Origin of the sequence: Streptomyces sp. NPDC058964, from assembly GCF_042741275.1 — a bacterium.
Lineage (GTDB): Bacteria > Actinomycetota > Actinomycetes > Streptomycetales > Streptomycetaceae > Streptomyces.
Map to the genome: position 1 here is coordinate 23,642 of NZ_JBHYKH010000017.1, position 18,867 is coordinate 42,508.

The following is an 18,867-nucleotide window of genomic DNA, read 5'->3' on the forward strand; positions in this document are numbered from 1 at the left end:
CCCCGGGTCTGAGTCCGGGCGGGCGGGGCCCCGCCGGGGGTCATGGGGGGACCGGCCCCCCCCCGCCTGGTGGGGCCCGGCGGGGGAAGCGGCCTGGTGCGGGCTGGACGCACCCGGCCGGCAAGGGCGCCGACGCGAACTCCGCCATTGTTCTCCGCGGACGACCTGCGGCCTCCCCCAGGTCGTCGCGGAGCCGCCGTGCGGAGGCCGCACCCGTCTCCCCCACCGCCTGCGGCTCCCCACTGCCGGCGCTGCAGGCCCGCAGTCCGCCATCGGCGAAGCCGTCCATGCCGTCCAGTGCGCACCAGTTGGCTCCGGCCAGGTCCCAGACGTGTGCGAAGTCGGCAAACCCCCGCCTGCCCCGCGACGCCATGCTCGGTGCCGTCCGGCAGTCGCTCTGCCATCGGCCGGATCGACTTGCGCCACACGTCCAGCGTCAGCCCCCGCAGACAGCGGTCACCCTTCGCCCGCCGGTCCTTGCGCGGCACCGACGCGAACACGTCAGCGACGAACGGCGCCGACTTCGCCCGAGCACGGTTCACTTCATGTGCGTCCACACACCCGGCATGCACCCGAACAGGACCGCGAGACAGACCTGACGGAGTCCTGCTGGAACATCCGTCGGACCGAACCGTGGACGCCGTGGCCCACCCCTACCGTCCCTTTGGTGTCGCGGCGCGGCCTCCTCTTGGCCACCGGTTGCGGGTGAATCTCCGCGCGGCCGCCCACAGCGCCGTCACCATGGCCACGGCCACCAGTGCGATCAGCCAGTTGCGCAGATAGTCCAGGGGCAGCACCGAGGAGTTGGCCCGCGGCCCCGGGCGCAACAGCACCGGCAGCGCCACCACCGTCAGCGCGCCCGCGACCAGCAGCGCCCCGCGCATCGGACCGCGCGCACCCCCGCGCGTCAGTGCCAGGCCGACCAGCAGCACCAGGGGCGCGATCAACGCGTCGTGCAGCACAACGGCACCGCCCAGCCAGACCAGGACATCGCTCGGGTCGCGGACATCGATCAGCAGGGACGCGCCGACGCCCATGAGCACCACGCCGGCCACGCCCGCAAGGAAGCGCGGCACCTTCATGCCAGCACCTCCAGCCGGCCCACCCACTTGGTCTGCAGCACGCCGGGACGGTTGGGGGCGATGAGCCGCGCCGGGTAGCCGTGGTCGGGGTGGAGTTCCTCTCCGTTCAGGCGCAGGGCGAGCAGGGTCAACGGGTCACGGGCGTGCTCGTGCCCCATCTCCGACACCCGGTAGCCGCCGCGCAGCTGCAACGACACCACCCTCACCCGCGCATGCGGCGACGCGCCCGCCCGGTCCAGCAGGTCCACGATCCGCACCCCGGTCCAGTGCGCCGACCTGCTCCAGCCCTCCACGCAGGCGATCGGCAGTTCCACCTCGTGCTGGGGCAGGGCGCGCAACTCGCCCAGCGTCAAGGTGTAGGGCCGCGGCCCCGCCACCACCAGGCGGTACTCCTCGCCGGCCAGCCGGTCGACTCCGGCCGCCGCGGCGGTCCGGTTGACGGGCAGGGCCTGCGGGCCACGGTCCGGATGACGGGGCGCGAACAGGATGAAGTCCTTCAACGGGGTGAAGGACTGGCCGACCGTGGTCAGGGTGACGGCCCCGACAGCCGCGCCCACCGCGGCCAGCAGTGACCGACGATCGGGGCCGTCCTGCGCGGGGAGGGCGAGAGTCCCGGGCGAACGCCTGCTCCAGTGCGCCCGGATCTCGGGCGCCTTGACCGCCATGTGCAGGACCAGCGCCCCGACCACCAGCCATGCCACCGCGTAGTGCACCGGCACGAAGGAGAACGGCCACGGGTACCACTGGACCGTGTTCAGCAGACCGGTCGCCAGTTCGAAGACGGCGCCGGCCACCAGCACCGCGATCGACAGCCGCTCGAGCGCGTGCCGGACCGAACGCACCGGCGGCCACTCGAACAGGCGCGGATACACGGTCCACAACTTGGCCAACAGCAGCGGAATCGCCGCGATGCCGGAGGCCACGTGCAGGCCCTGGGTCACCCGGTATCCCCATGCCGGACGGCTCGGGATGTCGTTGGCCGGCCAGCCCGGCGGATGTTGCATGAGGTGGCTGATCAAACCGGTGACGAAGCACACGACGAAGGCCGGACCGAGCCACCTGCCGATCGAGGTCGCCGTGCGGGCGTCATGCAGTCCGCCCTTGAACACCGGTGGAGAGACACGCAGTTTCATGCCCTCCATCCCACTCCGCACGAGGGCGCATCGGAACATTTGAACTCTTACGGAACAGGGACGTCTCAGGCCGTCGGCAGAGTCCGAGCGAAGTGGGCCACTACCTCTTCCGTGCGTCGGCCGGCCTCATCCCGCGCCGGTTGCGGGGCGTGCGCTGGGGCCAGCACAGGACGTACAGCACCGATCCGACCGCGAAGGCCAGCCGGATCAGACCCTGGCCGGAAGGGGAGGGAACCAGCAGGGCGCTGCCGTAGAGGGAGATCAGGGCTGTCCAGCTCACCCAGGGCACCAGGCGCCGCTGGCCGACGGAGTCCCAGACGAGGGTGCCCAGCAGCACCGACGCGTTGTAGTACGTGTACACGCTCGGGTCCAGCATGATCCGGGCGTCGGCTGCGAGCAGCACCACGGCGGCCCACCGGTTCCTCCGGACTGCCAGCGCGCCCAGGGCGATGCCGAGGATCATCTGTGCGGGGCGATCCCACCAGGGCGTGACGGGGTCGTCGACGCCGAACCAGCGCAGGGCCGAAGCCGGGTGGTTCGGGATGGTGAACCGGGCGGCGTGGAAGGTGTCCGGGTGACTGAGGTAGAAGGGGAACCAGGCGGCGGCCACCAGGCCGACGGTCCAGGCGACGGCGCGCGGCCGGGCCGGGCGGGACACGGCCAGCAGCGGCAGGAAACCCACCGCCCACGGTTTGGAGTCCACGGCCAGCGCCAGCAGGACGCCCACGGCTGTGACGTTGCCACGGACCAGAGCGCGTAGCGCCAAGGTGGTGAAGAACAGCGCCAGTACGTCGTCCAGGTGCGCGAACCGCACCGAGACCTCCACCCACATGGGAATGAACGCGGCCCCTGCGACGAGGACACGCTGTTGCAGACGCCTGTGGTTCAGACCCGTGCCGAGGTTGTGCTCGGCCGCCGTACGACCGATCAGGACCAGCATGTACAGGCCGAGGATGGACATGAACGCCTCGGCGAGTGTTTCGCCCAGGGCTGCCGGGAACGGCGTGAACAGCGCGGCGGCCACGAAACTGACCGGGCCGATCTGGAGTTCCGGATGGTTGGCGTACAGCGCGAGGCCACCGCTCGGCACGGGGCTGAACAGCAGTTCCTCACCGGTTCTCAGGTAGTGCCAGGAGACCGCCCCATGCCGTTCGGCCAGGAGGAACCAGACGGCCGTCCACACGGTCAGCAGGGACGTGTGCCACCGCACGGGACAGCGGCCGCTACGCCCGGGCCGCAATCCTTTCCTGGGCGTGACCACCGCCCGCTCGCTGTTCCGCACGCTCCGTCGTGCCGGCATGGGAGATCAGGCGTGTTTCTCGAATCGGCTCGGCACGGGGAAGTAGTCGTCCAGGAAGGACCTCAGGAGGCGGTTGCACCGGTCGAAGTCCGCTTCCGTCGAGCAGGTGTCGTTGAGGCAGAACACCTTCTTGTCGCGACTCAGCAGCAACTGGTCGAGCCGGTTCGCCGCGTTGGGCAACGACACGTCGAGGTAGACGTAGGAGAGTTCCGAGGGCAGAGCCCGCTGTGTGTGGAACGCGTAGTAGTGGTAGAGGGACGATGGCACGGCCAAGTCGTCGGGCCCCCGGAAGCGGGTGCTGGACGTCAGCTGATGCTGTTCGGGGAAGTCCTTCTCGATCTCGTCGAGAATGGAGCGCCGCAGGGGGTGCGGGACGTGGCGCATCTTCTGTACGAGCATGGTGCCGAAGCGTTCTTGGACGATGGCCCTGTTGTTCTTCCCCGCGAGGGAGACCGGTGGGTCCTGGCTGTCGGGGGGGCCGAGGGGAACGAGGGCGGGCGAGGGAAAGAACTTGCTCAGGCCGTTGGCGAGGAAGAAGTCTTCGGGAAGGACTTCGTCCCCGAGGAAGACGTCGTCGTTGAAGTAGAGGAAGTGCTCGGACAGGCCGTCGATGTGATGGAGCTGGCTCTCGATGGCATGCGAGTTGAACGTGGGGAGGTGTTCCTCGCTGCTGAATATCTCGCGGTGGCTGACCACGGTGATGCCGGGCTGGGACGTGTCCAGCCATGGTGGCGTCTGGTCATCGGTGACGAGGTAGATGTCGCGGATCCACGGGGCGTGCATGGCGAGCGAGCGCAGCGAGTAACGCAGTTCGTCGTGATTCGCGTACCGGCCGGCGTTGGCCGCCTCCGCATGAAGCCCTTCGCTCGACGCTGCCGACCGGCGGTGCAGCCACGCCGGGTCACTTCCGTCGACCCAGGTGTACACCGCGTCGACGGGAAAGGTGATGTCCCCTGGGAGCAGTGCCGTGAAGGCCTTGCGGGTGCGCACTGTCGCGGTGGAGGGACCGCGGAGTCCGGCCGGGGCCGTGAAGTCGGCAAGGGGAGCCCGTACCCCGGGCTCGTCAACGGGTACGGAGTCGGTGACGGCATTGCGTCGAGGAGCCCGCAGGGCGCCGTTCTCCGCGGCCCAGAACTCGACTTCGCACGCGTGCTCGGGCCCCAGCACCAGACGTTCACCGGGCTCGGCATAGAACCAGAACAGGCCCAGTGCCGACGACTTCGCGCCTGCCCGCCATCCGCGCGTCCGGTAGGCGGGAAGAACGCGGGTGCCGCGGGCTCCTCGGACCACCAGATATCCCGGATCCTCGTCGCACAGCTCGCGCAGTGCGCCCAAAGCCTGCCGACGGTCACCGTCGTGCACCGCGACGACGGTGGAGTTCCGCTCCCGGCCGCGCACACAGAAGTAGTCGATGCCGGACCGCTCGAGGGCGGCCGTCACTTTGGACAGGTTGCGCGCCCGGGTCACATGAGGCGCGAGGTTCTCCTCCCTGAACGCGATGCGTGCACGGCCGTCCGCCCACGTCACGCCGGCACCGGCACCCGGGATCCGTGAACGGCACAGCAGGGCCAGTACCGAGCATCTCGCACGACGCAGTGCGGCCGTCATGAACGCACCGCTCATCAGGGCCTTGAGTTTCCTTCGCGACTCGGGAGAGTAACGGCGCGCGATGAACCGCCGCAGCCCGTTGGGCATCAAGGCACGGTAGGCCCGGACAAGGGCGGCGCCTTCGGCGTTGACGGAGCGGCTCTTGGCGGATGAGCCGTCGGTCGGGGTGGTTCTGGGCAGCGCCGGTACGCGCGACCGCGTCTGCGTCAGTTCCTGTTCAGCGGTGGTTGGATCCACGTTGAGCCTTACCTTTCCCGGCCCCTCCAAAGCTGCCGGGATCACAGCGCCGGCAGTGCAAGAGCCCTTCGCCTGGGGGGAGATGCCGGACTAAACGGAAAGGTTCACTGTCACGGGAGTAACAGCAATCACAAGCCCGAAGGGGAACGAACGGCGGCGGCAAGCGGTCCTGTTGGCCAACAAGTGTGTGTCCACTCCCCTGTTCAACCCTCAAGCACAAGCACAAGCACAAGCAGAGGTGACCGAGTGTCATGAGCCAAGCCCTGTTGTCCCGCGCGGTGACCCTTGCGACGCGGGCTCGCCGTACCGTGGGACGGGCCCGTCGCAGCATGGAACAGAACAGGACTGTTCCCGCTCTCGGTGGTGTCGGACGCGGCCGGCCGGCACTCCGTCCGGTCCATCTCTCGGTACTCGGTGGCGGGACGCTCAACGTGGCTCTGCCGTGTCCCCCTGGTGATGACGAACCCGAAGCAGCACTCCTGCGGGTGGAACGGCACGCCGAGTCACGGAGCGTTCCCCTGGACCTGGAGCACCACGGAGACGGATCCACTCTGCTGACGGCCACCACCGCGCTGTGCCATCCGCGCCATGACGATCCACAGCAGCCCGGACTCAGAGTCGGGGACGGACTGTGGCGGCTGACCGTCGTCGTCAGACACCGCTCCGGCTCGACATCTCGCTTCGCCGTGACGGCCCCACCCGCACCCGCCGCGGAGGGACCCACCCTGGTGTCCTGCCCGAGTGCCGGTTCCGGCACGGTGTTCCGCATCGCACGCTCCCTCGACGGTCACGCGATGCTCAAAGTGGCAGGCCCTCGTCAGCAGGCTGAACTGACCGCGTTCACCGCGCGATGGGACCGCATCACCGTCCACGGCCGGCTGATCGCGGCCGGTCTTCCGCCCTCACGCTTCACCGCCGAGGCGGTACAGCGGGCCGGGGGCGCCGTCGTCCCGGTCCGACCCGACTGGCAGGGAGACCGGTTCACCTTCGACGTACCGCTCTGCGCCATGTCGGCGGGAAAGAGGACGACACATGTGTGGGACCTCCGTCTGCGGTGCGGTCGGACGAAGATCAGGATCGGCCGCCGGCTGACCGACGTGAGGCATCCCAACAAGGTCTTCCGTACCCCGTTCCGCACCGTCGCTCTGCCCACCGGCACGCTGCTGCGGGTCCACGCCCATCTCTCCGGGGCCGGAAGGGCCACCGTGAGCTGCACCGTCATCCCCACCAACGAGGACAACGCCCGATGAAGATCACCTTTCTGCTCACGTGGGCCGACGGAATGGGCGGAACGGAGATGGCCGTCTACACCCAGGCCGCGCACCTCGCACCGCGTCATGAGGTGGAAGTGCTCAGCGTCTTCAGGACCAGCGAAGAGCCCTTCTTCGAGGCCGCCCGCGGAGTGACGCGACGCTATCTCGTCGACCGCACCGGAGACGTCGGCCGACCGGTGCGTGCCAGCTCTCTCGACGAGCGGACGTGCCGCTTCCTCACCTCGCTGCCCAGCGAGATCATCAAGCCCGAGTGGGAACCGACGTTCGACCGGCTCTCGGACATCGAGATGACGGCAGCCCTGTCCGCTCTGGACACCGACGTGCTGATCACCACGACTCCGGCCCTCATGGCCGCGGCGGCGGAGCTGGTGCCCTGGGACGTCATCACCATCCATCAGGAACACCGCGCCTCCCAGCTGCGCGGGGTCACCGGCGAACCGCTGCTCATCCACGCACCCGCTGTCGACGCACTCGTCTCCCTCACCGAACGCACCAGCGAGTGGTTCGCCGACTCTCTCGGTGCGGCCGCGCCGGTCCTCGCCGCCATACCCAACGCTGTTCCGGACGGCTTCCGGCCCCGGTCGGACCTCACGCACAAGACGATCGTCCTGGCCGCCCGGATGACGCCCGAGAAGCAACTGGACCACGCCATCGAGGCGTTCGGATCCCTGACGGACGAGCACCCCGAATGGTCCCTGCGCATCTTCGGCGACGGGCCGCAGGAGGTTCGTCTGCGACGGCTGATCGACGGGCTGAACCTGCACGACCGCGTCCAACTCCTCGGCCACTCCAATCAGATGGCGAACGAGTGGGCCAAGGCGAGCATGGCTGTGCTGCCTTCTCGCAACGAGGCGTTCCCGCTGGTCCTGCTGGAGATGATGGCGGCGGGCCTGCCGGTCGTCGCGTACGACGTCGTCACCGGCCCCGCGGAGATCATCCGCCATGGAGTCGACGGCCTGCTCGTTCCCCCGGCGGACAAGGAGTCCCTGGCCAGTGCGATGTCCACGCTCATGGCCGACGACGCGCTGCGCCGCTCGTACGGTGCGGCCGGCCGTGCCGGTGTCCAGGAGAGGTTCTCGGCGCAGCGCGTCACTGCTCAGTGGGAAGAACTCTTCACCCGCCTGACAGCCCGCCGGGCCACGGCTTCCCGTACCGCCGACCGTGCCGACCGAATGGCCCGCCGGGTCACTGCCGGCGGAAGCCGTCACTTCACCGTCGCCGCCCCCGTCAGCATGCTCGCGGCCTCCACCGACGAGCAGAAGGCCAGGGAGGTCATGCTCCAGGCCCAGGACCGCACGGGCAGACTCGTCAGGAGCGCCGGCCGTCTCGCGGAGGTACGGGACGACATATCCGCGGCGCGCATGGCCGAGTGGAATCTCGAACTCGTGGCGGAGGTGCTCACCGCGCACCGCGTGCCCTATCTCCTGCTGCGCGACGGCACGCCAACCCATCGGCTCGCCGTAGAGGTCGAGCGCCGCGAGCAGGTCCTGAACGCTCTGGCCACCGGCCTCCACGCCGAACCCGTCTACGCCGAACTGATCACTCCCAGGGGTGTGGCTCCGGGTGCGGTGCTGGCCGAGCGGCTGCGTGCCGTCGGGGAAGTGATGGGCCTGAGAGTCTTCAATCCGGTGACCACGGAGAGCCGGACGCTGCGCTACGGTCCCGCCTACGGCTGCCAGGTCGAGTTCTGGGCCGAGAACGACGAGAGCGACGAGCTGCCCGGCTGGCGCAGGGCTCCCCGCGGATCCACCCTGGTCGGCCCCTGCCTGCCCGACCTGCAACCCACCGCACGGCTGCGTGTCGGCGAGCGCGACCATCCCACCGCGGCGGCGTTCACCGACCGCCTCATGGGGGACATCGACTTCCCGATCGATGCCGTCTACACATGGGTCGACGACACGGACCCCGCTTGGCGCGAACGGCGCGATGCGGCGCGCAAGGCCGCGGGCATCGCGGACGAGGGAGCGGACAGCGGGGACGTGCGCTTCCGCAACCGCGACGAACTGCGCTACTCCTTGCGGTCGTTGGCCATGTACGCACCCTGGATCCGCAACATCTACATCGTCACCGACGACCAGACCCCGCACTGGCTCGACACTTCCCAGCCCGGCGTCACGGTCGTCGGGCACCGTGAGATCTTCACCAAGGCCGACTGGCTGCCCACGTTCAACTCGCACGCGATCGAGAGCCAGCTCCACCACATAGACGGTCTGTCGGAGCACTTCCTCTACTTCAACGACGACGTCTTCCTGGGCCGCCCCGTCACCCCGCAGGCATTCTTCACCAGCAACGGTCACACCCGCTTCTTCTGGTCACCCACGGCGGTGCCCCCCGTGCCACTGTCCCCGCAGGACGAGGGCTACTTCGCCGCCGCCAAGAACAACCGGGACCTGCTGCGGCGGGAATTCCAGCGCACCGCGACCCAGGGCTTCCTGCACACCCCGCACCCGCTCAGGCGCAGCGTACTCACCGAGATCGAGGAGACGTACCCGAACGAGTTCGAGGCCACCGCGTCCAGCGCCTTCCGGGCGAGGACCGACCTCTCCGTCCCCGCCTCGCTCCACCACCACTACAGCTACCTGACCGGCCGGTCGGTTCCCTCCGCCCTCTCCAGTTCATTCGTCAACGTCGGCCGGTACGACCACCACAGCCGGCTGAGCCGCCTGCTCGCCTCACGCAGCCACAACGTGTTCTGCATCGGTGAGTCCGCGGACGCGGAAGTCCCGGTCGACGAGCAGGACCGCGTCCTGCGGGCCTTCCTCAACGCCTACTTCCCCGTACCGTCACGACTCGAACGGAGCTGACGTTGCACACGCCTCAGCGTCTCAGAGAGCCCGTGGCGGCTGGTGGCGACCCGACGCAAACCGCTCGAACCGGCTCCGCTCCGCGCATCCACGTGCTGGACGCGCTGCGCCTGGTCGCCGCGCTCGCCGTGATGTCCTATCACTACATGGCCCGGGGCGGCGGCTGGCCCACGGACGTGAAGGCGATGTTCCCGTCCGCCTTCCCGGTCGCCGCGTACGGCTGGCTGGGTGTCCAGCTCTTCTTCCTGATCAGCGGCTTCGTCATCTGCATGACCTGCTGGGACAAGTCGCTGCGGGGATTCTTCGTATCGCGCGTGGTGAGGCTCTACCCGGCCTACTGGTTCGCGATCGTCGCGACCACGGTGACCGTCGCGGTGGTTCCCGGCGGCGCGCGACCGCTTCCGTGGAGCGACGTACTGACCAACCTGACGATGCTTCAAGAGGCCCTCGGCGTCGAGCACGTGGACGGCGTGTACTGGACGCTCTTCGTGGAGCTGAGGTTCTATCTGCTGTTCGCGGTCGTCACCTGGTGGGGGCTGACGTACCGCCGCGTCCTGCTCTTCTGCTGCGTCTGGGCGGCGGCGAGCGCGCTCTGGGCCGGTGCACCGGTGAACGACCCGCTGCGGCTGCTGATCATGCCGGACAACAGCTGGTACTTCATCGCCGGTATCGCCCTGTATCTCATGCACCGCTTTCGCCCGAACCTGATGCTGGCCGGTGTGGTCCTGCTGTGCTTCTGCTCGTCGCTTCCCTTCGCGCTCAGCACATGGCGGAACACGGGCACATACATGGGGCACACGGTTCCGTCATGGCCCGTGATCGTCATCGTCGCCGCGAGTTTCGGGATCGTGGCGCTCGTCGCCACCACGAAGCTCTCCCGGATCTCGTGGCGGTGGCCGGCCGGTGCGGGCGCCCTGACCTACCCGCTCTACCTGCTCCACCAGGTCATCGGGCGGGAGCTGTTCGGTCTGCTGTCTCCCCACGCACCGCCCGGTGCTCTGCTCGCCCTGGTGGTCGCGGCAATGCTGGTCCTGGCCTGGCTGGTGCACCGCTACGTCGAACGTCCCCTCGGACGCCGCCTGAAACAAGGCCTCGCCCAGCTCTGACCGGCGGGCCCCGGGCGGTGCCCACGTCCCCGAAGCTTCCGTCTGCGCTCAGGAAGGTTCTCCACCCCATGCGACTGCTGAACCGCTTCTCCGCCGCCGCTCCGCAGAGCCGGCACAAGTCCACGACCCTGGCACCCCACGTACAGATCTGTGCCCACACGGACGACGATCTGTACTTCATGACGCCCGACCTGTGGCAGTCCGTACTGTCCGGAATACCCCAGGTGAGCGTCTACCTGACGACGGGTGAAGCCGACGGAGTCAATCTCCCCATGGACGACCCGGCCCGCAGGACCGCCACGCCTGACTTCCCCGGCTACACCGCCGCCCGGCAGCACGGAATCCGTGCCGCCTACGCGTTCATGGCCACCGGCAGCCGCCGGGCCCCCTGGCAGCGCTCCACGTTGCGGATCCGGGGAGTCACCGCGGAGATCAACAGCCTTGACGACGACCGTGTCACGCTGGTCTTCCTCAACCTGCGCACCGGTCAGGGCGCGCAGGGAACGAGCCTTCTCGGTCTGTGGCAGCAGACCGACAGGACGCTCGCGACACTGCGCCCTGAATCCAGCCCCATCCCCTCCGGATGCGACGGGCAGCTGCTGACCCGGGACGCCGTCATCGGCACGCTCACCGACATCCTGCAGAGGTACGCCCCCGCCGTCGTCCGCATCATGAACCCCGATCCGCAATGGACCGCGATCGACAGGACATCGGGCGGCGTCACCTACTGCGACAACTCCGACCACACTGCCGCGGCCCTCTTCGCCATGGCCGCCCTCGAGAAGTACGAACGTACGGGCCGGCAGCGGCCCGCGGCCGTGGAGAGCTACGTGGGGTACTGCAACAAGCTGCGCCCTCACAACCTCAGCCCGCAGCAGGCCGCTCGTAAGTTCTCCTACCTGGCGGTCTACGGCGGCGAGGACGGTCACACCTGCGAGCAGCCCCCGGGCAGGTGCGGTGACAGGCCGCTCGGCAACCGCGCGTACAACCGCTTCTACGGGCAGAGCACGAACTATCGCTGGCAGGGCAGCACCACCTGGCTCCAGCCGCTGGCCGACGGACGGCTCGCCGCGTTCGCCGTGCTCGGCGGCCGACCCGTCATGTGGATCCGGGAGCGGTCCGGGGACGACATGTGGTCGGGGCCGGCACCACTCGGTCAGCTGCCGCAGGGTGACGGACGCTTCGTCGCTCGTCTCGACGCGACACGCGACGCCGACGGTCGTATCCACATCGTCGCCGTGAGAGCCGCGGTGGGCCCGTCCGCCGAACAGCAGCAGCGCAGCCTGATGCACATCACCCAGAACCCCGTGACAGGCGAGTTCGGGACCTGGACCGACCTCCACAGCCCGTACAACACCTCGGCGGACCATGAACCACGCCGTCGCGCACTGGGCATGCCGGTCGTCGTCGCCTCCGGAAACGACATCCAGGTCGTGCTCCGGAATTTCGGCAGCGGTCTGAGCTCTCGGCTCCTCACGGAACAGGGATGGGAGCCCTGGAGCGATCTGAACGGCGGTGTTCTGGAGGGCGTGTCGGGCATCGCCAGGCGCGACGGAACCGTCGAGTTCTACGCCGCGAGCAGCACACGTGAGATGGGCGTCCTCCGCTGGTACCAGACCGCCCCGGGCGGGCCCTTCGCACGCGACTACGGCACCCAACTCGCCCAGCCGGCCGCCCCCGTGACTCTCGTCGAGCAGTCCAACGGCCGCCTGGTGATGTACTCCCGGCAGCCCGGAACCGGCTGGATCCTCGCCCACCGTCAGGACCACCGGACCGGCACGTGGAACACACAGCCCGACATCGCCGCCACCACCCCTGGCTTCGGCCCACTCGCGCACACCGTCCTGGCCACGGGGGAAGCCGCCCTGATCCAACGCACCGACGCGCACGGACTCAGCCTCTGCGTTCAGCCCCTCGACGGCAGCCCCATACAGCCGAAGTGGACCCCGCTCGGGGGCGGCCCTTTCGTCCACACCCCCGCCGCCGCCGTGGACGGCCGAGGCCGACTGGTCATCGCCCATGTCGACGCCCAGGCCTGCCTCAGCACCCTCACGCTCGACCTGTCCAGCGACCGCGAGCTCGGCACTCTCCCCTCGTGGGCCACCCATCACATCCCGGGTTGCCAGCTGCCAGTGTGAACTCCGCGCCTGCGGGTCGGGGAGCGGGCGGTGTAGGCGCGCGGTTGACGCTCGGCTCTGCGGACTCGGCGCGGGCGCGGGCGCGGGCCATGCCGTCCTCGACGTCGTCGCGGGTGAACGCCCTGTAGAAGCGTTTCCCGTGGACGTCGGTCATGTCGATGACGACGCCGGTCCATTCCTCGGCGGGCTCCTCAGGTACATGCCCGAGCTGGTGTTCGGCATCCCGGAGCAGTTCCTCCGTCACCCGCACCCCGGTCATCCGCTCTGCGAGGGCGAAGGCCGCGCCTTGGTGTCGGCGCGCCCGCTCGTCCGGAGCCCGTCCTCGGCCTCTTCGAGCCGGCTCGGCCCGAGGACCCCCGGCCGCGCCAAGCGATCGAGCATGCTCGCGCCCGGGCGCGTGGCGAGGCCGGGATGACGCAGGCTCGCGCGGCGGGCGGCCATGCAAGGGGCGCGGCTCGAGACCCGCGTGGCGCAGCACGGCATCCCGCGTACGCCGCCGGCCCGGCCGGCGGCGTCCCACATGTCGCCGCGCACGAGCTCGGTGCGGCCGCCTGTGCGATCAAGGCCGTGCGTGCTGGCGCGCCAGCAGGCGAGGGCGAGGCCGCGAGGCCGACTCGAGTGCCAGTGGCAGCGTGACCAGCTCCCGGAGGCGATTCGCGAGCTCGTGCTTGACGACCAGCGATTGCGGAACAACATCTGCCGGCCGGTGTCGCCCGGACGGCCGGGCTTCCGTGCCCTCTCAACCGGCGTGAAGCATCCGAAAGCGGCCGGGTTCCGCCGGATCTCGATCAGCGACTTGGACTGGCGTCCAAGCCCATTGCCACACGTTGATGCCGGGCGTGCGGGAGAACCGGATCTGCCCGCGGGTGCCTTCGACCGCAACGAGCGGCCAGGATCCCGCAGTGCGCGCCCGGTCCGCGCCATGAGTACGCAGCACACCAGCGAGGACGGCGACCGTGTCGTAGCCCTCGAAGGCGACGAAGGAGGGCGCTTCGGCCAGCCGCTCGCGGAGGGCCGCCTCGACTCGTGCACCGAGTGGGCCGAGGCGCTCGGGCAGGTAGCGCAGGAACGGGATCGCGGCGCCGTCGTCGCCCAGCGACTTCGCCCATTCGGCGAACTCCGGCTGCCCGGCCGGAGCACCGATCATGATCTCGGCGAGGCGCTGGTCGCGGCGGACGGCCTTGACGATCGGCACGGCCGGCTCCGGGTGGCCGACCAGCAGCAGGAGGGCTGTCGCGCGATTGTCGACGAGTGCGTCGCACACCGCCGTGGGAGCGAGCGCGCGCATGTCGAGTTCGCTGACGGTGCCGCCGTGTGGAGCGAGGTAGTCGCGCAGAAGGCGGGTCCCGGATGCCCAGTAGACACTCGACTCGGCTGCTACGGCGATTCGGCTGTGCCCCGCGCCGAGGAGGAAGTCCGCGTAGATCCGCCAGCCGTGGGACTGCGCCGGGGCGAGGCGCGCGACCCATTCCGTCGGCTGTTCGGTGAGCGCGTCGAGGACCGCTGACGAGCAGAGGAAGGGCAGGCCGAGGGCGTCGGCCCTGGCGGCAGCGGCGCGAGCGACGACACTGTGGTACTCCCCCGCCAAGGCAGCCACGCCCAGGCGAGCCAGTTCGTCTACGGCCGCCACGGCCCTCCGTGGATCAGCCGCGGTGTCACGGACCACCAGCTCGAGTGGTCTTCCGTCGATCCCGCCCGCGTCGTTGACTTCGCGAACGGCCAACTCGAGTCCCGCGAGCAGGTGTCGGCCCGCCTCGACCCAGCCAGGCCGAGTCAGCGGAACGAGAGCTCCGATCTGCACGGATGATCCGTCAGGCCGCTCCGCTCCGGGTAGGGATGCCGGCGCATTCATGCGTTGACCTCTCCCCTGCGACGATTCGGCTGCAGTCCGCCCGGATCGCGGAGTGGCAAGGCTCGGCAGGACGCGTTCGTCCCATCTCGCCGTGGCAGGCGCACCTGGGTGACCATGCCGGACATTCCATCCACCCCCATCGCCAAGAGGCAATCGATTATCTGTTCGCTGAGCTGCACCCAGGGTGACGCCCAATCGGCCGTTGCGCAGGCTCATCCGGCTCGTGTCAGAGCTACGGCGTCAGGCGCCGCGGACGTGGTTGACAGCGTGTCGGGACAGTCCACCGCGATCACCCTTGTTACTGTCCATTTCGCACAAATCGCCTATAACCGCTAATTCGCGCCTGCTGGTGGTCGAGAGGAAACGGACCATGAACGACTTTTCCCGTCGCAGACTGCTCCAGGCGACGGCAGTCGCCGGTGCCGGCGCGGTCGTCGTACCGGGCGTGGCGGCTGCCGAAACCACCGGTGCGAGTGCCGCGACCGCGGAGTCCGTGAGCGCCCCGCACGGGGCGAAGTGCGCGCCGGCGAAGCTGACCGGCCGCATCGTCCGTCCAGAAGACCCCGGGTACACGGACGCTCGCCTCGGCTGGGACCAGCTCTTCTCTCACTATCCCCTGGTCATCGTCTTCGCCCAGAACACCGAGGACGTGGTCAATGCCCTGACGTGGGCGCGGCAGAACGACGTCGCGCTGCGGATCCGGAGCGGCCGCCACAGCCTCGAGGGCTGGTCGAACGTCGACAGCGGCCTGGTGATCGACATCAGTGAGCTCAAGTCGGTCCACATCGACAGCGCCGCTCGGGTCGCGAGAGTCGGCTCCGGACTCAACCAGCTGGAAGCGGTGACCACGCTCGCGAAGCAGAACTTCGCGGTGACGACGGGGACCGAGGGCAGTGTGGGCCTGGCCGGCGCCACGCTCGGCGGCGGCTTCGGCTTCCTCACCCGCTGGCTCGGCATGGCCTGCGACAGCCTGATCGGCGCGGAGGTCGTCGTCGCGGAAGGCGCCGAGTGCGCCAAGGTGATCAAGGCCGATCTGAACCACAACTCCGACCTGCTCTGGGCGCTGCGCGGAGCGGGCAACGGCAACTTCGGGATCGTCACCTCACTCACCTACAAAGTGGCCCCGCTGAAGAGCGTCACATATCTGCAGGCCACATGGGACGGAATCGGCGACCTGCGCAGGATCTTCGACGCCTGGCAGCGCACCGCGCCGCACGCCGACGACCGCCTCGGCACCCAACTCGAAGTCCACCGGAACCAGACCCTGCTGTTCGCGGTCCTCGCGGAGGGAACGCCCGCGGAGGCGAACAAGCTGCTGGCCCCGATCCTGTCGGTCGGCAGCCCCCAGGTGTCGGTGCAGGAAGGCAACTGGGGCGACGTGTACGCGGGATTCCAGATCCCGACCGAGGACGAACCCGCGAACTGGAAGTTCTACTCGCAGTTCACCAGGAAGCCGTTCCCGTCCGAGGCGATCGACGTGATCTCCTCGTTCATGCAGGACGCACCCACCGACGACAGCAACTTCTTCACCCAGGCGTTCGGCGGGGCGGTCAGGAGGAGCCCCCGCGGCGGCACGGCGTTCCCGCACCGCGACGCGCTCTTCTACTCCGAGCCGGGCGTCGGCTGGGGGACCCGGTCCGACCAGCCGGGCATCTGCGACCCGCTCACCCCGCAGGCCCAGGCCTGGATCGCCGAGTTCAGCCAGGCACTGCGCCCCTATGTGGACGGCGCCTACGTCAACGTGCCGAACGTCGGCGTGCAGGACTGGGAGAGCGCCTACTGGGGATCCAACTTCGACCGACTGCGCAGGATCAAGGCGAAGTACGACCCGCACAACGTCTTCCAGTACGACCAGAGCATCCCGCCCGCGTCCTGCTGACCGGCAGTCGGCGGGCAGACTGGTCGAGGTCCTGCGCACCGTATCGGCTCCGGATGGCGGGCGCTGAACGTACGCGCGCGCTGCACCGACAGGTCCGGCCCGCCACTACGGGGGAAAGCGGCGGGCCGGACACATCCAAGGTGCCACACGCCCGCTCCGATACGCACCGGCTTCCCACCGTGCCGTCCGAAAGCCGTCGGCACGTCGGCCCGAGCGCTGGGAAGACGTCGGTCCGCACGGACAGTGGCTGGCGCGAACGGCGCCGTCCGGACGGGGTCCCGCTCGCGGTGCCGTGCATGCCGGGGACGTGGATGGGCCCGCTGCGGGCCAGGCTCCGGACCGCGCGCGAAGGGGCGGCCGGGCGGACGCCGCCGTCATCGACAGGCTCTGCGGAACCCGACGCGCCTTGATGATCCATCACCGGCAGCCGAGCTGTGCTACGGTTTCTGAGTTGCAGTTGTGGTACCCATGAACCTATGTGCGCCTGACGGGAATGTTTCTCCTCCAGGCGCATTATTTGTTTTACCGGCATCTCCGGATGGGGCCTCTGCCTATCGAAGGAGAAGGTCATGGCACAGGGAACCGTGAAGTGGTTCAACTCTGAAAAGGGTTTCGGCTTCATCGCGCAGGACGGCGGCGGCCCGGACGTGTTCGCCCACTACTCGAACATTGCCACCCAGGGCTTCCGTGAGCTCCAGGAGGGCCAGCGGGTCTCCTTCGACGTCACGCAGGGCCAGAAGGGCCCGCAGGCGGAGAACATCCTCCCCGCCTGATCGCCGGACGCGTATCCGCTTGCCGGGGGGGGGGGGGCCGGGGGGGGGGGGCCCCGGGGGGGGGGGGTTGGGGGTGGGGGAAAGAAAACGGACCGCCCGCCCCCCCCCCCACCCACCCCCCGCGGGCGGCCCGCACGCGACACCGGGTGCGGGGCCCCGCACGTTTTTGGGCCCCACCCCGGTTTGCGCTGTTTCCAGGAAGGCAGAAAACCGCATGTCCCGCAGGCCCCAGAAGCCGAACCGGCGCGGCTCGTCACCCGCACCGTCCGCGTCGTCTCCAAGGGAATTCCGGCTGCCGGAGAGTACGACACCCGCACTTCCCGCCGTCGAGGACTTCGCCGACCTGGACATGCCGGCGGGGCTGCTGAAGACCCTCACCGCGCAAGGCGTGACCACCCCCTTCCCGATCCAGGCGGCGACGCTGCCCAACTCGCTCGCCGGCCGCGACCTGCTGGGACGGGGACGTACCGGCTCCGGCAAGACCCTCGCGTTCGGGCTGGCGCTCCTGGCCCGCACGGCCGGACTGCGCGCACAGCCCAAGGCACCCCTCGGCCTCGTGCTGGTGCCCACCCGTGAACTCGCCCAGCAGGTGACGGACGCGCTGACCCCGTACGCGACGGCGGTGAACCTCCGGCTGGCCACCGTGGTCGGCGGGCTGTCCATCACCAGGCAGGCCGGTGCGCTCCAGCGCGGCGCCGAGGTGGTCGTGGCGAGTCCAGGCAGGCTGAATGACCTCGTGGAACGCGGGGACTGCGTGCTCGACCAGGTACGTATCACGGTGCTGGACGAAGCCGACCAGATGACCGACATGGGCTTCCTGCCGCAGATCACCAAGCTGATCCAGCAAGTACGGCCCGACGGACAGCGCATGCTCTTCTCGGCCACCCTGGACGCCAATATCGACCGTCTGGTGCAGCGGTTCCTGACCGACCCCGTGGTGCACTCCGTGGACCCGTCCGCGGGAGCGGTGACCACCATGGAGCACCACGTGCTCCACGTCCAGGACGAGACCGACAAGAAGGCCGTCACCACGCGCATCGCGGCCCGTGACGGCAGGGTCATCCTCTTCCTCGACACCAAGAGGTCCGCCGACCGGCTCGCCAAGCGGCTCCTGGCCGTCGGTGTCCGGGCGGCGGCACTGCACGGGGGGCGCTCCCAGCCGCAGCGGAACCGCACCCTGGAACAGTTCAAGAATGGCCAGGTCACCGCGCTGGTGGCGACGAACGTCGCGGCCCGCGGCATACACATCGACGACCTCGACCTCGTCGTGAACGTCGATCCCCCGACCGACCACAAGGACTACCTCCACCGGGCCGGACGCACGGCCCGTGCCGGCGGCTCCGGCAGCGTGGTCACGCTGGTCCTGTCCGACCAGAAGCGGGACGTCACCCAGCTGATGTCGGACGCGGGCGTCCGTCCCCGGACGGCCCGTGTCACGTCGAGCGACGCGGAACTGGCCACCATCACCGGCGCCCGTGAGCCTTCCGGTGTGGCCGTCACCGTCGAGATCCCCCAGCCTGCGACGCCGACCGCCTCCCGCCGGGACCGGAACGCCGGCGACGAGCCCGGCAGGCGATCAGACCGCCGACGCCGAGGCGGCCGCGGGGCGGCGGCAGGTGCTGCCGGCGGGGCGGGGGACGGCGGCTCGGTCCGCCCGGCCGGGACCGCGGCGGGGGGTGGC

Annotated in this window: 13 protein-coding genes and 2 pseudogenes; 8 read left to right on the forward strand and 7 right to left on the reverse strand. The window is 69.5% G+C overall.

Translation table 11 applies throughout. The features are described from left to right. Positions 1–365 precede the first annotated feature (365 nt). From ACFW2E_RS03990 to ACFW2E_RS04010, 5 genes and pseudogenes are all read right to left on the reverse strand, one after another. Positions 366–557: pseudogene (locus ACFW2E_RS03990) on the reverse strand (IS701 family transposase); the annotation flags it as partial. Between the two features lie 96 nt (positions 558–653). Then, positions 654–1,082 carry a hypothetical protein gene (locus ACFW2E_RS03995; protein ID WP_384460957.1) on the reverse strand — a complete coding sequence of 143 codons (429 nt, stop codon included), beginning with the start codon at positions 1,080–1,082 and terminating at the stop codon, positions 654–656. Continuing rightward, on the reverse strand, positions 1,079–2,224 hold the full coding sequence (locus ACFW2E_RS04000; protein WP_384460959.1) for a molybdopterin-dependent oxidoreductase: 1,146 nt from the start codon (positions 2,222–2,224) through the stop codon (positions 1,079–1,081). Before ACFW2E_RS04000 ends, ACFW2E_RS03995 begins: the two co-directional genes overlap by 4 nt. Before the next feature lie 91 nt (positions 2,225–2,315). Further along, positions 2,316–3,425 carry a hypothetical protein gene (locus ACFW2E_RS04005; protein WP_384460962.1) on the reverse strand — a complete coding sequence of 370 codons (1,110 nt, stop codon included), beginning with the start codon at positions 3,423–3,425 and terminating at the stop codon, positions 2,316–2,318. Positions 3,426–3,521: 96 nt separating this feature from the next. Further along, complete coding sequence (locus ACFW2E_RS04010) at positions 3,522–5,360, reverse strand: stealth family protein (protein ID WP_384460965.1); 1,839 nt, start codon at positions 5,358–5,360, stop codon at positions 3,522–3,524. Positions 5,361–5,845: 485 nt separating this feature from the next. Here ACFW2E_RS04010 and ACFW2E_RS04015 point away from each other — a divergent pair, with 485 nt between their 5' ends. From ACFW2E_RS04015 to ACFW2E_RS04030, 4 genes are all read left to right on the forward strand, one after another. Continuing rightward, a complete protein-coding gene (locus tag ACFW2E_RS04015) occupies positions 5,846–6,610 on the forward strand; it encodes a hypothetical protein (protein WP_384460968.1) in 765 nt (254 codons plus the stop codon). Continuing rightward, positions 6,607–9,438 (forward strand): stealth conserved region 3 domain-containing protein, encoded by a 2,832-nt coding sequence (locus ACFW2E_RS04020; protein WP_384460971.1) that lies wholly within the window; start codon positions 6,607–6,609, stop codon positions 9,436–9,438. Before ACFW2E_RS04015 ends, ACFW2E_RS04020 begins: the two co-directional genes overlap by 4 nt. A gap of 2 nt (positions 9,439–9,440) precedes the next feature. Next, positions 9,441–10,544 (forward strand): acyltransferase family protein, encoded by a 1,104-nt coding sequence (locus ACFW2E_RS04025; RefSeq protein WP_384460974.1) that lies wholly within the window; start codon positions 9,441–9,443, stop codon positions 10,542–10,544. Between the two features lie 68 nt (positions 10,545–10,612). Further along, the gene (locus ACFW2E_RS04030; RefSeq protein ID WP_384460977.1) at positions 10,613–12,682 is read left to right on the forward strand and encodes a hypothetical protein; all 2,070 of its coding nucleotides are present in this window, start codon (positions 10,613–10,615) and stop codon (positions 12,680–12,682) included. Here ACFW2E_RS04030 and ACFW2E_RS04035 read toward each other — a convergent pair. Then, on the reverse strand, positions 12,594–12,941 hold the full coding sequence (locus ACFW2E_RS04035) for a hypothetical protein (protein WP_384460980.1): 348 nt from the start codon (positions 12,939–12,941) through the stop codon (positions 12,594–12,596). The two genes, ACFW2E_RS04030 and ACFW2E_RS04035, sit on opposite strands and share 89 nt — an antisense overlap. A gap of 44 nt (positions 12,942–12,985) precedes the next feature. Here ACFW2E_RS04035 and ACFW2E_RS04040 point away from each other — a divergent pair. Then, a pseudogene (locus tag ACFW2E_RS04040) lies at positions 12,986–13,382 on the forward strand (putative immunity protein); the annotation flags it as partial. 39 nt (positions 13,383–13,421) lie between these two features. Here the strand turns inward: ACFW2E_RS04040 and ACFW2E_RS04045 are convergent. Next, complete coding sequence (locus ACFW2E_RS04045) at positions 13,422–14,534, reverse strand: ABC transporter substrate-binding protein (RefSeq protein WP_384460984.1); 1,113 nt, start codon at positions 14,532–14,534, stop codon at positions 13,422–13,424. Between the two features lie 370 nt (positions 14,535–14,904). Here ACFW2E_RS04045 and ACFW2E_RS04050 point away from each other — a divergent pair, with 370 nt between their 5' ends. From ACFW2E_RS04050 to ACFW2E_RS04060, 3 genes are all read left to right on the forward strand, one after another. After that, on the forward strand, positions 14,905–16,413 hold the full coding sequence (locus ACFW2E_RS04050) for an FAD-binding oxidoreductase (RefSeq protein ID WP_384460987.1): 1,509 nt from the start codon (positions 14,905–14,907) through the stop codon (positions 16,411–16,413). Between the two features lie 569 nt (positions 16,414–16,982). Then, positions 16,983–17,186: a cold-shock protein gene (locus ACFW2E_RS04055; RefSeq protein ID WP_055710303.1), complete on the forward strand. Its 204-nt coding sequence runs from the start codon at positions 16,983–16,985 to the stop codon at positions 17,184–17,186. 214 nt (positions 17,187–17,400) lie between these two features. Continuing rightward, positions 17,401–18,867, forward strand: a 1,467-nt coding sequence (locus ACFW2E_RS04060) for a DEAD/DEAH box helicase (protein ID WP_384460991.1), incomplete at its 3' end; no start/stop codon positions are given.